Genomic DNA, 14,143 nt, shown 5'->3' on the forward strand with positions numbered 1-14,143 from the left:
TTCTGGTTCTATTAGAGCATTCCAATTAAGATCTACACCAAGTCTAACAAATATTTTGGTAACAAAAACTTGGGCTATACAGCTTAATGGGATAAATAAAGAAAAGATTTTATAGCTGTAAAATTCCTTGAGATTTTGCCAGAATGTCATTTTCATGATGTTTAAAAAGATAACTTTAGGTCAATTAGCGGAGATTTTTTAAGTTTTCAAAATCAGGCTTGATTACCTTTTTCCTTTTTAATTCCATCTGATAAAGATATTCTCCCAATTCTGTGAAAAAAGGAAGTCCAATTTCCTCGTATTCATAATTGTCATCATTCAGGATCTCGTCCTCATTGGAGTAGACAACTGCAGAAACGAAAAACTCAACGTCATTTTCAAAATCTACGAAGTAAGTTCCATCGATCAGATAGCCATAAGACCAACCTGTTTTGTTGAAAATTCTGAATTGGTCCGGGATTGAATCCTTAGAGCTTCCAAACTTGAAGAACTTGGAATAGGAGTCGTAGAATTCGGGAAGCTCATATTTTGGAAAGTCACTTTCTCTAGGAAGTGTGCTCATATATTTCATCACAAATCCCCGCTGCTCTTCGGTAATATTGAATCGCTCTGCCTCCGGAAATGCCATCGGATAAATGATTCTTTGCACTACTCCATGCAAATCCGTTATGGGAAATTTATTCTTGTAAGTAAAATCCATGGGATCCTGAATCAGTGAGTCATTTTTGTAATGAGCTTTTCCAATCTGTGGCTTGCTGGGTACGAAATAATCTGTTTCAGTATGTCTTTCAGGTAATTCTAGTATAACAGAACCTGTGCTGTCCACAAATTTCACCGGATTGAAATACCGGTTCTCTTCAGGGCTAATTGGAAAACTTAACCGCTGACTGATAACGGTGTTTGTCAGTCCTTTCTCCTTAAGTTTTTGATTGATATAATCTAAGCCAAGAACTTCATACAACCTATTATAGGCGTCGTTATCTGAAACGATCAAGATCTTTTTGATGTAGTGTCCGATGCTAGGAAGTGAGTCTTCTGACGAAAAGTCCACATAAGCAGGAATCTGAGATGGGCGAACTGAATCAATCAGAAGTGTGGTATTCCTGTCCAAATTATCGATCCCCTGTTCATTGAGCCATTCCAAAGCGAGTAATGCCACTGGAAGTTTTACTGTAGAAGCTGGATAAAAGTACTTTTGATCATCTAGATTGAAAGTGTAATCTTCATAAAGCGGTAGACCATGTTCGTTTCGATCTATACTAGAAAATAGAATCTGCACTTCGTATTTATCCTTTTCAGAAAGTACTTTTTGAAGCGTGGGATAGTCTTCCAATCCATCTACAAATGGAATCTCCTCTTTTTGACTACAGGAGAAAAGAAATGAACATGCCACTAAAAGGATAAATAGAAGATTATGCTTCATTTGATTTCAATTCTTTGAGAGTTTGAACAAGATAGGAAATGTCCTCAGGTCGATGGAATGCCGAAATTATAATTCGATTGATCAATGGGCTATCTGGCTTTGGATATCTAAATGAGGAAATGATAATTCCCTTCTCCTCCAATTTCTGCACCCATGTATCCTTAGTAAATTTAAAAACCGGATAGTTTTCAGAACCTTCGATTTCTGGAGAGTCCGAAATGGCCGAGTGAAACTCCTTACAATTATTAAAAAGTTGATTTTGCTGGGACTCAAATTCACTCTGGCATTCTAAAAACGCTGCCAAATGAGAAGGAGAACCAGGAGAAGCCCCTCCATAGAGAGCAGTTCCTCTTAATTTTTGAATTGTTTCCCGATCTCCCAAGACTATTCCGGCTGGGATTGCCAGCCCTTTTCCCAGCGAACCACATACTACTAAATTGTAGGTGGGGGCATCCCATTGACTGTAGGTGCCGAAGATTCCTTTTCCTAAAACCCCAAAGGCATGGCTATCATCGACCAATAAGGTTACTTCATGATCGTTCGCAATTTCCTTTACCCAAGAGTAATCATGGATTTGGGCTGTAAAGGCATCCACAGCATTCCCAAGGATCAAAATTCTATGTGATTTTAGGCCTTTTGAAGTCTCTAAACACTCATTTTTCCATTGTGTAAAATTTAATTGAGTATTTGGGAAAAGACCTTCTGGCAGAATTGCTGGATGAGCATCTGGGGCAATCCAAATTTGATCAGCCTCTTTTGCCAAAAGTTGGGTTGAGGCGATTCCAGCTATAAAACCAGAACTTAAAGCAGCCGCATCCTCTGCCTCAGAATTGATAGAGAAATAAGTTTCGAATTCATCAAAAATCGGAATTCGAATGTTATTAAGTCTACTTTGTCCATGGTTAGAGCCCCATTTTTGAAGATTTTGAGAAATACTGTTCAAAAACTCGGAATTTTGGGTCATTCCCAAGTAAGAGGTACCACTGAAATAGAGAAATTCCTTCCCATCCAGCTGGATAATCCTACTGATTCCTTCTTCTAAAAAATGGATTTTTCCGGCCATAGATTATTTGGCAAAGATTTGACTTTCGTCCTGAAATGATTTGAACTCTAGTGCGTTTCCACAAGGATCCAAGAAAAACATGGTTGCTTGCTCTCCTACTTCACCTTTGAATCGGATATATGGTTCGATGACAAACTCAATTCCATGATTTTTCAATTTATCCGCGAGTTCATGCCATTCCTCCCAAGGGAGAATTGCTCCAAAATGACGTACAGGGACGTTTTTCCCGTCTACTTCATTGGTTTTGGCATTGGCAAGCTCCTCAGGTTTGATGTGCGCGGAAAGTTGATGGCCGAAGAAGTTGAAATCGATCCATTTGTCAGTACTTCTTCCGATATCGCATCCCAGAAGATCTCCATAAAAGGCTCTGGTTTCCTCAATATCCCGAATCGGGAAAGCTAGGTGAAAGGGTTTAAATTGGCCCATAATGTGTACTTTCGTTAAGTGATTTTTATTCCTTAAAGATATGTCAAAAAAGAAAAAAGTCTCATTGGTTTTGAGCAGCGGTGGAGCGAGAGGATTGGCACATGTTGGGGTGATTGAAGAGTTGGAAAAGCGGGGATATGAAATATCCGAAATTGCGGGTTGTTCTGCAGGAGCCTTGGTGGGAGGCATGTATGCCTGCGGTAAAATGAATGAGTTCAAAAATTGGATCTGCAATCTGGATAGGATCGACGTTTTTTCTTTGATGGATTTTACTTTCTCCAGTCGTGGGTTCATTAAGGGTGAAAAGGTTTATGGAGAATTGAAAAAAGTAGTGGCAGATTGTCAGATTGAGGAATTTTCGATTCCATTTTCCTGCAATGCAGTCAATGTCATCACTGGAGAAGAAGTAATTTTTAGAAAAGGGAGCTTGTTTAAAGCGATTCGAGCTTCTGGGAGTATCCCTTCGGTTTTTATTCCAGCGACTCATTCTAAATCTTCTTTGATTGATGGGGGTGTATTAAATCCTGTCCCGATTTCTTTATTGCAAAATCTTTCTGAAGAGAACTTGATCCTGGTGGTGGATGTGAATGGTTTGGATCAAGATTATATAAATCCACCCAAAAGAGATGAGGAAGGAAATGGTTTCATATCTATTCCGAATTGGTTGAAAGAATACCGAAATAAAATGGGGCAATTTTTTCCAGATGAAAAAGAAGCTGAAAAGGAAATCTCCTATTCCTCTTTGAATTTGGTGAAGCGATCTTTCGATTTATTACAGGATAGGTTCTGCGAATTGCTGTTACAGCAATATCCGGTAGATATTCAGATTAAGATTTCCAGAAAGCAAGCTGGCACCTTGGAGTTTCACAGGTCTGGTGAATTGATAGAAATCGGTAGACTCAAAGCAAAGCAAGCATTGGACAATTGGGAAAATGGAAATAGCTGAACTAAATCGTCTATTAGGCAACATTGATATCTATCTATTGGATCAGATTCTGAAGGGTAGGTTTACCAAGGAAATGAAGATCCTGGATGCCGGTTGCGGGGAAGGAAGAAATACTGTTTATTTCATTCGAGAGGGCTATCAGATTTTTGGAATTGATCCCAATGAGACAGCAATTCAGTATTGCCGATATCAGGCAAAAAGTCTGGATCCAACTTATGATATCCACAGGTTTCAAGAGGGTAAATTGGAGGATGTTCCCTTTCACAAAGATTCTTTTGATGCGGTGATCTGTTCAGCTGTTTTGCACTTTGCTCAGAGTGTGGATAACTTTTGGGAAATGATCGATGAAATCCAAAGAATCTTAAAACCGGGAGGAATTTTTTGGTTCCGGATGTGTACTGGATTTGGAGATATTTTATCCAAATCTGAGCCTATTGGCCAAGGAAGGTATCATTTGCCAGATAATTCGGAACGATTTGTCTTTACGGCAGAGTATGTGGATAAATTACTTTCGAAAGGTTTTAAATATATAGAAAACCCCAAATCTGTATTGGTTTTAGGCCAAAGGGAGATGGGAGTTTTTGTTTTGGAGAAGATTTGAGCTTATTTAATTATCGCGACAGATATGTTTTTATCGTTGGCGATTAAATTTTCTGCAACACTTCCAATCAACAGGTCTGAATCATCAGATTTTCCTTTTTTGGAGATGATTATTAAGTCAACTTTTAGCTCTTTTGCTTTCTTGAAAATAGCGACCCCAATGGGATCGTCTTCTGCTATGATGCTAAGCAAATTTCCATCGATATTGAGTTTCTTTTTGAGCTTTTCAAATTTGGAATCAGCTTCTTTTTGAAGGCTTTTTTGTATTTTCTTTTCATTGCCAAAGAATGGAAAATAGTGAATCCCAATTTTCAGGACGTGAAGAGGAATAAATTCTGATTTGGTGTTTTTGGCTATCAACTCTGATACCTCAAGCACTCGCTGAGTGTAGGAGGAAAAATCAATCGGAGTTAAAATTTTACTGATAACAGGTTTTGCGGTTTCCGGAACCAAGATCAAATTACAAGAAAGCAATCTCACCATTTTGCTACTAAATATGCCGGTACCATCCAGGCTTTTCTTTTTACCTAAGAAAAATAAGTCAAATTGGCTGTTGTTGATCCAATTGACCAACTCACTGAAATCCGGCTTAGGTTGAATATAGATATGAATAGAAGGTTTCAGTGATCCGAAAACCTCTATAACTGTTGACTCGATTTCATCTCTGATTAACTCTTCTAGCGTTTTGCTCTTTTTCTTGAGTAAGTTTTCCAAGTCTTCTGAAAGATCCTCTATTTCTATTTGATGTATGATGTGGAGTTCTTCAAAATCAAACAATGAATCATATCCTTTGATGAAATGAAGTAGTTTTTCATCCATTTCTGTCAAATCCGCTGCGAGGGCTATTTTTTTCAAGTTTTTCATCTCGTTGCTTTTCTAAAGGTTATTGATCGTTGGACTTTTTGGATTTTTCCTCCCGTTTGATCAAGGATTTCTCCAGCTTTTTCTCATATCGTTTTTTATCCGAAACTTGTTCCAATTCTTTCATTTGGAGATATTCTGATCGGAGACCTTTGTACAAGGAATAAACCATAAATATCAAAATAAAAAGAAACGGAAGTCCTGTGGTTATGGCTGCAGTTTGTAAGGCACCCAAACCACCTCCTACTAATAAAACTGCTGCAACTGCACCTTCGGCAGAGGCCCAAAATATCCGTTGAGGGACTGGAGAATCTAATTTTCCTCCAGAGGTAATATTGTCAATCACTAAAGATCCAGAGTCCGATGAAGTAACAAAGAATGATGTTACTAGGAACAAACTGATAATCGAACCAACTATACTAAATGGGAATTGCTGGATAAAAACGAATAATGCTGTGGTAGAATCCGATACGATTTCATTGGCTAGTTCGTGGGTTCCTGATTGTAAATCCAAATAGATAGCTGATCCTCCCATTGCTGTCATCCACAGAAAAGTCAATAATGCCGGAATTAAAAGAACGCCAAAGACAAATTCTCGAATTGTTCTTCCTTTGGATACCCGTGCGATAAACATCCCAACAAATGGGGACCATGAAATCCACCAGGCCCAATAGAATACAGTCCAATCGCCTTGCCAACCTGCATCTCGGAATGCTTCTGTCCATGTTGATACCTGAATGAAGTCTCCCATGTATGTTCCTACATTTTGGATGAAACCACGCATGATATACAATGTAGGACCGACGATTAGGATGAAAATCAGAAATATTGCTGCAATTCGAATATTCCATTCACTGAGAAACTTTACCCCTTTATCAATCCCAGAGACTACTGAAATAGTCGCAATTGCTGTAATAGATGCAATGAGAATCACTTGGGTGGTGGGCGTATTTGGAATATCAAAAAGGAATGATAAACCACCGCTGAGCTGCTGGACCCCAAGTCCTAAAGAGGTGGCTAATCCAAATAAGGTCGCCAGTACAGCAAAAACATCTATGACATCCCCAATCCATCCCTTGATTCTGTCTCCCAAAATGGGGTAGAATACCGAGCGAATAGTCAGAGGCATTTTTTTATTGTAGGCAAAAAAGGCGAGAGCGAGTGCAACCACGGCATAAATCCCCCAGGCATGTAGTCCCCAATGAAGAAAAACCAAATTCATAGCACCTTGTGCTGCTTCGGGACTGAAGTTTTCATGATTAGGTGAATTTGCGTAGTGATTGACAGGTTCGGCTACACCCCAAAATAGCAAACCGATTCCCATCCCGGCGCTAAAAAGCATGGCAAACCAGGCAGAAGTTGAAAACTCTGGTTTGGCATCTTTTCCTCCCAATCTGATCGAGCCGTACTTACTAAAACCAACATAGATGCAGAATAAAATAAACAAATTGACAACCAAAATGAATAGCCATCCGGTCTGGTCAGTGATGAAATCCTTCATGCTAACAAAGACCTGCTCCATCGGTTCACCCACCAAAAGGGTGATGGTGATAAAGACGACAATCAAAATTGTCGCTGGCCAAAAAACAGGAGGATGAATATCTAGGTATTTATTTTTCATAATCTTATGTATTAGAAGTAATAACCGAGGTTAATATTTAAGCGGGTGTTCCAATTGGGGTTTTGATCGATCGGATTAGTGGCACTAATGGGCTCCAAATAATTGATTCCTCTGCCTGACCCGATCGAATTTCCACCAAAAGAATCGGTGAGCCACGGCTGATTGATTCCTCTGGCAATGTCGAAATAGCAATAGATCTTGCCGGCACTGATTAAGGCTCCCGGGACGTGCATGTGAGTTGGGGCAAACTTTTGAGATTGACCATTGACTTCGACTTTCCCCATTTTTTGCATGTAGGTATAGTCGTTATAAAGCTGAATATTTCGAATAGGGCCCCATTGGACAGGAATATCATAGGCAATTCCGATGGTGTACATCGCAGCTTCAGCAGCTACATCATAGGTCCCAAAGCCATAGGCACCCATTTGGACCACGTCCAATTCATTGTTATTGTCGTCCCAGACATTTTTGAAATTGTAGTAAAGGGCCTGGGTTTTCAGGTTCCATCGTCCCCAATTGTTTTCAAAGTGAATGGCAGTGGCAAATTGCCTTCCGGTATGAGTCGTTTGTTGATTGTAAACCTCATGAGTTTGAAGAGAAAGTCCGATTTCTCCAGATTCGAGTTTTCTGGCCGCTCTTAAATTTATTTGCCGCCTTTCAATATTGCTGTTTCCGGGAATTGGAACCACATCGTAAGAGTAACGTGCCGAGCTGGCTACTCCATAACTCAATTCATTGGTGCCACGAGGTTCTGAAAGCAAGAAATAAGCAACATTGAATTTCCAGTGTTTGAAATCCTTGGTGAAATTGAATCCAATCTGATGATCATCTTCCAAGCCAACATAATAGGGAGTCATAAACCACCAACTATGGGAGGCATATGTCAAAAGCCCGAAAGGAACTTGGGTAATGCCAAATTGGAGATTTGTACTAGTATTGAATCGATAGCCAATCCAGCCGTATTTGATAAAATGAGTATTAAAAGTGGGGTAAAAACGGTATTCGAAAGAAAATTGAAGTCCGTCGCTATAGGAATCCACATTGATTCTCCAGGTATCCCAAGTCCAGTCATTGCGACCTTCAGTTCCTAGTGGGAAAGTTTTACCCTCATACTTGGCGTAAATGGTATTCAGTCGGAGAGCTCCTCCGATTTTTAGCCAAGAGGTGTCTTTTTTTGTTTCTAGAGCAGCAAAGTTGACATATTCCAAACTTGCCTTTGAGTGTCCATAATCCTTTTCAAAAATAGTCTGTAAGGTTACTCCTCTTTTGACAGAGTCCTCAGGAATATCTCTCGCTAAAATGGAAGTAGAAACGAGGATAAGGTTAAAAAGTAAGTAGAAACTATAACGGGTCATTGGCTATTTATTTTCCAACTTCTATAGAGAAGTCAAGCTAAACCTGTTCCTTCAAGGTAAAGCATCTAATGATTAAATGAAATTCATCTAAGATATTTTTAGGAGAAATTTGAGTCTTCTGATGTGGATTTGATTCCTTTTTTAATTGTAATTCTTGTTCTAATAGAAAAATTAAAACTCCAATAACAGTCCGATTGTTTGTCCTGATTGGAGTTTCGAGATCCTGAATTGAATATTGAAAAAGTCTCAAAAGGATCAATTTTATAGTAATTTTGGCTCTGAAAAGAATTGTGAACTGGATTGTATATTTTCTAAATCCAAAGGGATCAAATTCAAATTTTTATACTGGATAATATTTAATTGTAAACAATACAAAAAATGACACTTCAATATGCTCTCGAGTTAATCGGTACGTTCGTTTTTGCCATATCGGGAGCCTTGGCAGTGAGGGAGCGCGAGCATGATATATTTGGTGCTGGATTTACGGGCTTTATTACAGCGATCGGTGGAGGAACCTTGAGAGACATATTGTTAGATGCCTATCCTTTGGTGTGGATAGCCGATATCAATGTTCTTTATGCCATTTTGGTTGGGATCTTAGCTGCTTTTATTTTTCCCAATTTCCTAAGCAAGCTTAGAAAGACTCTGTTTTTATTTGATACTTTGGGAATTGCCTTTTTTACGGTTTTGGGTGTGGAAAAAGCATTAAGCCTTGGAGTAAGGCCTGAAATTGCCGCGATTATGGGAATGTTTTCAGCTGTGATGGGAGGCGTGATCCGAGATACCCTGACGAATGAAATCCCGATTTTATTCAGAAAAGAGATTTATGCCTCTGCATGTTTGGCAGGAGCCATTTTGTATTTGATTCTAAATTATTTTGGCCTGGAAAGAGATTGGAATCTTTTGATTTCTGTAGCAGCTATTATTGCTATTCGATTAGTTGCGATGAAATATAAATTGAGCTTGCCGAGATTGGATTGAGAAGGATGAAAATTGAATTCTGAAATCTGAATTTTCAAATTTCGAAAAGCTAAGATTCTATTCATTTGAAATGGTCGATTTCAAATCAAAAACGAAGAACTCCAAATCTTCAGTTTCTTTATTGAGGAAATAGAGTTTTCCTTTTCTTGTAAAGTAATTAGCTGAATTCTTCATATCTAGACTTGATAAATCCAATTCAGAAATCAGATTAAGCTCATGATCGAAAATCAGAAGGTAGACTTTTGTTCTTCCTTTATTTTCTGTTTGCTGGGATGCGATCCGGTAAAAACGTTGATTTTCTTCATCAAATACAATCTCCTTATAATCAATTTCTAAAGACTCTAATTCCAGTGCCTTAACTGCTTCTGATTTCTCGACATTTCTAGGAAAATTTCCGGCCTTCCTTTGGGGAGTTATTTCGGGCCTATTGTTTATGAATCGTTTATTTCCAGATTTTGGATCTATTTCATACAGGTCTATTCCATCACTGTGATAGACAAGGAGTTTTTCATTCAGGAATGTGCTGCCAATCATTCCTGAAACAATCATTCCATCTAGGGATATTTTATAATTTTCTCTATACTTCATACTATCCAGATCGCTTTCTTTCAAGGTATAATCCCCAAGATCAATCCAAACCAATTTTTGTTCTTGATTGAAGTCTGAAGTCAATCCATATAAATATTGAAGATTTGATGAAATTAAACTTGAGAACTGTGTCTCATTTTCCTCTGAAATCTTAACCAAGCTGTCTATTGGTTTACTAGTTTTAATCAGGTTGTTTGATAGACTTAAATCTTTAAAATTTTTCTTTGTAAAAAATCTGTAAGAACTGTCAGAAATCGGAATGTAATCGAATCGATTGTGATCTAAGACACCATTTGGCCCTTCTTTATCAAGGTATAAAGTATTTACCCCTTCTTTATTTTCTAAATCGATTTTTTCTATTGCATGATTTAAAGGATCATAAAAATGTAGAAATCTCTCTTTTTCAGATAGTTTGACCATTGGTATCCCATAGCCAACAAATAGCAAATGCTCTTTACTATCTATAGTTAGTGTGTCTATTGAATAGGTGAATTTTTGAAAAGGCTTATCTGCTGGTTTAGAATTATTACATGCAAACAGAAGGATTAAAAGTCCTAGATAGGTACTTCGGAATTTTAAATTCCAAGAAGTCAAAATCTTATTCATAAGAGATGCTCGGTTTTAGCCTGACAAAGGCAATTTGATCTCTAACATTCAAAAATGTATACAACATACCTTTGTGCACAAAGGTCTTATTTGCAAAGTATTCACCTGGTATAAAAACCGATAAATCCAGCTTTTCTTCATGTATCACATCTAGATCTGCATCAAAAACAGACAAGACAAACCTAAAATACCTCTTCTCTTTCTCTGGTTCCTGCTGCACCTCCCTGCTATAGCGATAGAAGAGCCGCTTTGTTGGATCCTTGATGATCGGTCCAAAGACTACTTCCTGAAATTTCCTTTTTTTGGCGGAATTCAAGTCTTGCATAGAGCCGACCTTTTTCCGAAAATTTCCTCGCTTGACGTTGGAGATCAAATTGCTTTTGTAAGCTCGGTAGAACAAAGAATCTTTCTTCGCATCATAGTACCACAATTCATTTTTGTAGGAGTTGGTTGCAATTATGTTGGGGCCATCCAATGTCAAGAATTTGTATTCCGGGACTAACATGTTTTTGCCTTCCCGATATTCCCATCGGATTAAATACTTCTCGGATTGATCTTTGAAATTCACAGGAATTAATTTCAGAGATTTGGAAACTAAATCTACTGTTGCTAAACCGAGGATGCGTCCATTTGAAGGAAAATAGCCGTAGTAACTAGCGAAAAAAGAGCCGTCTTCTGAGATTTCGCCCATGCCACTTATTTCTTGGCTTTCGCCCAGATCATCCCCTAAAAGTTTGTGGTTTTGAAGGCTATATGAATCTAACAATTTGGTGTCAGATCCCATTCTGAGTATTTCAAAGTAGTCTCTGATGATCAGATCTCCACTTTTGGTTTTCTTGATTCCAGTTGGGAAATACTTCTTGATTCCATTTGGGCCTGTCACTTCAAACTGAATGTGTTTTTTTAGCTTTTGGGCTTCAATATCATATACATCCACACGGCCAGTTCCGGGATTTAAATTATAAAGGAGACCTTCGGAGGGTACGTAATCCGAAGAAACCAAATCCATATCGAGATAAGGAAGGGAGTCACCCGAATCAATAAATACCGTGTCCAGCGTGTACTCAAAAGTATGGTTGTCAAATGCTTTGGGAATTTCTTGGGGCTTTTCCTTTTTGGGTGAACAAGAAAAAATTACTACCCAGAAAAGAAAAAGGAGAAACCGCTTCATTTTTTTAAAGTTGGTTTTAATCTAATGAATGCCAATTTGTCTTCCAAATTGATATAGGTATAAAGCAATCAGTCTTTTATGAATTTGATATATCGTTTAGGTTACCATTGAAATCTAATTTCTAATTGTGGATTTGGTTGGAGGAGCTATTTGTACTTTTTACATCTTAAGAGCATGAAAAATTTAAGATGGAGAAAAAGAAAATAGATTTTATTCATAAGAAATGGTTGGTTTCAACCTGACAAATGCCACTTCATCATCGATGTTCAAAAACATCCAAATCATCCCGTCTTTGACAAATTGCTTATACGGAAGTTCAAAATCCTTTGGTAACAAGGCTTCTCCCATTTGGTCGAATTGGCGATCAAATGCCGTCAAGACAGTTTTATAAAGGATCGTATCCCCATTCATATGATCCATTTCTTTGGTCAACCTCCAATAGACATCATTTTGAGGGTCAAATTTCATATCACCATAACTGACCTTTTTTTGAATTTCTTTCATCTCCTTTCGAAATTCTTCCTCCGTATCGACTCGCTTCATAAATGGAGAGGTTATTTCTGGACTCGTGAACTGGCTGCTATAACTTTTTGAGCTTAAAGAGTCTGTTTCTAGGTCATAGAAATACAGCTTGTTTTTAGCTCCGATGTTGAATATCAAAGAGTCATTTTGGAAGGCAATATTGGTTTGTGAAAAGGATGCCGAAACTGGCTGATCATTGAAATAAAGGTTGGTTTGATATTTTTCCCATTCCTGAAATATGGGCATCGGATAATATCTAACAGTTTTCTTTTCTAAATCAAACTTTGCAAAACCCTCATAAAAGTCATCCAACTTTTGACCTCCATAAAGAGCTATGAGCGTTTTACTATCATCTGATAAAGTTTCATTAAGCATGATTCTTTTGTCCTTAGGCAGTTTTTCACCTTCAAACTCCTCATCAGCATATACAAAGTTGGATAGCTTCTTTCCCTCCAAATCAAAATGAGAAACTACGTAATTATCGGAAATGTAAAAAGTGCCATCTTCCAATGTATAGACCTTTGAAATATAGGGAGATCGAATGCTGTTGGGACCTTCCAAAGTCATCGGAATAGTTTGATTCAATTTCAATTGATCCAAATCCAGGATTTCTAACCCGGGTTCTTGTGAACCTGTTTTGAAATTGTAAAAGTACCTGCCATCCTGTGAAAGATCCGAAGTAGTTAGGCTCCACTGCACATGGATAAACTCATCCCCGGCATCCACCATAACAGTGTCTAGTTTGTAGCTGATTTCTATGGAGCTATTATTCTTTTGTTCGGAATCATTACTTCCACATCCAAATACAGCCAGTGCAGAAATTGAAAGTAAAAAGTGAGTTCTATTCATAGCTTGGTTTGATTAAAGTAAAGCCCATTTCATCTTCCAGATTAATGTAGCTGTATAGGGTTCCTTCCTTGAAAAAAGAAAGCATTGAAGTGATATTAAAGTCTATTTTCTCCTCATGTATTTGATTGAGGTCTTTATCAAAAATGGTCAATATGTTTTTGGTTACTACAGAGTCAGCGATCATTCTGTCCATATCTGAACTGACTCTCCAAAACTTTTCATTCGTATCGTCATATATTAACTCGTTGAAATTGACTTCTTTATTTTTCTCTTTCATCGCCTTGCTCATTTCCTCATCACTATTCGTCTCCTTGGTATATAGGCCCTTTTTGGCATTATCTGTTATTGATGATTGAAACTCTTTTTTAAATAAGGAATCCAATTTCGGGTCATAGATAAATGCCTCATTTCGGGTGGAGTTTGTCAGATAGAGTTTACCATCCACCTCATTGAGCCATATTCTTTCAATGGTACTCATCATGGGTCTCCCGTCTTGATACTGGTTGATATTGAAGTCAACCAGGTTTTCGAGTTCTGGAATTGGGATTTTTTTCAAAGACATCTCATTCAAGTCAACGACGGCCAATCCGCCAATTTTTCCTTGAAACATCTGAACTGAATATGTTCCGAAAAAGTAATTGCCATCTTTGGAAGGAATGGCCCCAAAATCTATCCCTTCGTTCTCCTCCAACTTGTCTCCAGATAATTTATCAGCCTGAAAACTAAATCTTTTATACTGATCTAATTCTGGATTTGACTTGACTAAGGATTCATATCCGATAAAGAAAAAGTCACCTTGATCAGTGACAACTAAATCTGAAACATAATTTCCGATTCCCTCTGGACCTTCTTTTTCCAAAGGAATGGATTCTTGAAAGGACAAGGCGTCCAAGTCGATGATTTCCAGTTCTGGCGACTTTGGATTCAGGTTGTACAGAACCTTTTTGTCCAGAGAGGGAGTTGCTGTAGTCATATAGCCGGTGATATAGACCAAATGATCTCCCGGATCGACTTGAACGGTGTCTATAGAATAGGAAAAGTTAAAGTCTGATTTTCCGGAACTGTTTTCATCTTTTTCTCCACATGCGAAAAAGACAAGAAGTGAAAATAGTGGTGTTAGTTTTTTCATTT

General features: G+C 38.0%; 13 protein-coding genes. 3 read left to right on the forward strand and 10 right to left on the reverse strand.

Annotated features, from left to right (window positions below; translation table 11 throughout):
• Positions 1–184: 184 nt before the first annotated feature.
• The 3 genes from BUF13_RS09360 to BUF13_RS09370 are packed head-to-tail and all read right to left on the reverse strand — an operon-like array spanning position 185 to position 2,912.
• Complete coding sequence (locus BUF13_RS09360) at positions 185–1,423, reverse strand: serine hydrolase (protein ID WP_073571500.1); 1,239 nt, start codon at positions 1,421–1,423, stop codon at positions 185–187.
• Positions 1,413–2,486: an aminotransferase class I/II-fold pyridoxal phosphate-dependent enzyme gene (locus tag BUF13_RS09365; RefSeq protein WP_073571501.1), complete on the reverse strand. Its 1,074-nt coding sequence runs from the start codon at positions 2,484–2,486 to the stop codon at positions 1,413–1,415. The genes BUF13_RS09360 and BUF13_RS09365 overlap by 11 nt, the downstream gene beginning before the upstream one ends.
• Positions 2,487–2,489: 3 nt before the next feature.
• Positions 2,490–2,912, reverse strand: a complete 423-nt coding sequence (locus BUF13_RS09370) for a VOC family protein (RefSeq protein WP_073571502.1) — start codon at positions 2,910–2,912, stop codon at positions 2,490–2,492.
• Positions 2,913–2,952: 40 nt separating this feature from the next.
• On the opposite strand from BUF13_RS09370, the gene BUF13_RS09375 reads away from it, so the two are divergent.
• Positions 2,953–3,858: a patatin-like phospholipase family protein gene (locus BUF13_RS09375; RefSeq protein WP_073571503.1), complete on the forward strand. Its 906-nt coding sequence runs from the start codon at positions 2,953–2,955 to the stop codon at positions 3,856–3,858.
• Positions 3,845–4,459 carry a class I SAM-dependent methyltransferase gene (locus BUF13_RS09380; RefSeq protein ID WP_073571504.1) on the forward strand — a complete coding sequence of 205 codons (615 nt, stop codon included), beginning with the start codon at positions 3,845–3,847 and terminating at the stop codon, positions 4,457–4,459. Before BUF13_RS09375 ends, BUF13_RS09380 begins: the two co-directional genes overlap by 14 nt.
• Before the next feature lie 2 nt (positions 4,460–4,461).
• On the opposite strand, the gene BUF13_RS09385 is transcribed toward BUF13_RS09380, so the two are convergent.
• The 3 genes from BUF13_RS09385 to BUF13_RS09395 are packed head-to-tail and all read right to left on the reverse strand — an operon-like array spanning position 4,462 to position 8,295.
• Entirely contained in the window at positions 4,462–5,322 is an 861-nt protein-coding gene (locus tag BUF13_RS09385) for a universal stress protein (RefSeq protein ID WP_073571505.1), read from the reverse strand.
• Positions 5,323–5,341: 19 nt separating this feature from the next.
• Positions 5,342–6,940, reverse strand: coding sequence for a BCCT family transporter (locus BUF13_RS09390; protein ID WP_073571506.1), 1,599 nt, complete (start codon positions 6,938–6,940; stop codon positions 5,342–5,344).
• An 11-nt stretch (positions 6,941–6,951) separates the two neighbouring features.
• Complete coding sequence (locus tag BUF13_RS09395; protein WP_073571507.1) at positions 6,952–8,295, reverse strand: hypothetical protein; 1,344 nt, start codon at positions 8,293–8,295, stop codon at positions 6,952–6,954.
• 378 nt (positions 8,296–8,673) lie between these two features.
• Between BUF13_RS09395 and BUF13_RS09405 the strand changes: the two genes are divergently transcribed.
• Positions 8,674–9,276 (forward strand): trimeric intracellular cation channel family protein, encoded by a 603-nt coding sequence (locus BUF13_RS09405; protein ID WP_073571509.1) that lies wholly within the window; start codon positions 8,674–8,676, stop codon positions 9,274–9,276.
• Positions 9,277–9,333: 57 nt separating this feature from the next.
• Here the strand turns inward: BUF13_RS09405 and BUF13_RS09410 are convergent, their stop codons facing one another.
• The 4 genes from BUF13_RS09410 to BUF13_RS09425 form a co-directional block, all read right to left on the reverse strand.
• Entirely contained in the window at positions 9,334–10,470 is a 1,137-nt protein-coding gene (locus tag BUF13_RS09410) for a DUF4221 family protein (RefSeq protein ID WP_073571510.1), read from the reverse strand.
• A complete protein-coding gene (locus BUF13_RS09415) occupies positions 10,463–11,641 on the reverse strand; it encodes a DUF4221 domain-containing protein (RefSeq protein WP_073571511.1) in 1,179 nt (392 codons plus the stop codon). The genes BUF13_RS09410 and BUF13_RS09415 overlap by 8 nt, the downstream gene beginning before the upstream one ends.
• A gap of 210 nt (positions 11,642–11,851) precedes the next feature.
• Entirely contained in the window at positions 11,852–13,012 is a 1,161-nt protein-coding gene (locus BUF13_RS09420; protein WP_073571512.1) for a DUF4221 family protein, read from the reverse strand.
• Positions 13,005–14,141 carry a DUF4221 family protein gene (locus BUF13_RS09425; protein ID WP_073571513.1) on the reverse strand — a complete coding sequence of 379 codons (1,137 nt, stop codon included), beginning with the start codon at positions 14,139–14,141 and terminating at the stop codon, positions 13,005–13,007. Before BUF13_RS09425 ends, BUF13_RS09420 begins: the two co-directional genes overlap by 8 nt.
• Positions 14,142–14,143 lie beyond the last annotated feature (2 nt).

It is taken from the genome of Algoriphagus zhangzhouensis (assembly GCF_900148515.1).
GTDB classification, from domain to species: Bacteria; Bacteroidota; Bacteroidia; order Cytophagales; family Cyclobacteriaceae; genus Algoriphagus; species Algoriphagus zhangzhouensis.

Bases quoted from the DNA above. Each gene is read 5' to 3' on its own strand.
- BUF13_RS09405 (WP_073571509.1), top strand. From the start codon at position 8,674: ATGACACTTCAATATGCTCTCGAGTTAATCGGTACGTTCGTTTTTGCC.
- BUF13_RS09370 (WP_073571502.1), bottom strand. From the start codon at position 2,912: ATGGGCCAATTTAAACCCTTTCACCTAGCTTTCCCGATTCGGGATATT.
- BUF13_RS09365 (WP_073571501.1), bottom strand. From the start codon at position 2,486: ATGGCCGGAAAAATCCATTTTTTAGAAGAAGGAATCAGTAGGATTATC.
- BUF13_RS09385 (WP_073571505.1), bottom strand. From the start codon at position 5,322: ATGAAAAACTTGAAAAAAATAGCCCTCGCAGCGGATTTGACAGAAATG.
- BUF13_RS09360 (WP_073571500.1), bottom strand. From the start codon at position 1,423: ATGAAGCATAATCTTCTATTTATCCTTTTAGTGGCATGTTCATTTCTT.
- BUF13_RS09415 (WP_073571511.1), bottom strand. From the start codon at position 11,641: ATGAAGCGGTTTCTCCTTTTTCTTTTCTGGGTAGTAATTTTTTCTTGT.
- BUF13_RS09390 (WP_073571506.1), bottom strand. From the start codon at position 6,940: ATGAAAAATAAATACCTAGATATTCATCCTCCTGTTTTTTGGCCAGCG.
- BUF13_RS09380 (WP_073571504.1), top strand. From the start codon at position 3,845: ATGGAAATAGCTGAACTAAATCGTCTATTAGGCAACATTGATATCTAT.
- BUF13_RS09410 (WP_073571510.1), bottom strand. From the start codon at position 10,470: ATGAATAAGATTTTGACTTCTTGGAATTTAAAATTCCGAAGTACCTAT.
- BUF13_RS09395 (WP_073571507.1), bottom strand. From the start codon at position 8,295: ATGACCCGTTATAGTTTCTACTTACTTTTTAACCTTATCCTCGTTTCT.
- BUF13_RS09375 (WP_073571503.1), top strand. From the start codon at position 2,953: ATGTCAAAAAAGAAAAAAGTCTCATTGGTTTTGAGCAGCGGTGGAGCG.
- BUF13_RS09425 (WP_073571513.1), bottom strand. From the start codon at position 14,141: ATGAAAAAACTAACACCACTATTTTCACTTCTTGTCTTTTTCGCATGT.
- BUF13_RS09420 (WP_073571512.1), bottom strand. From the start codon at position 13,012: ATGAATAGAACTCACTTTTTACTTTCAATTTCTGCACTGGCTGTATTT.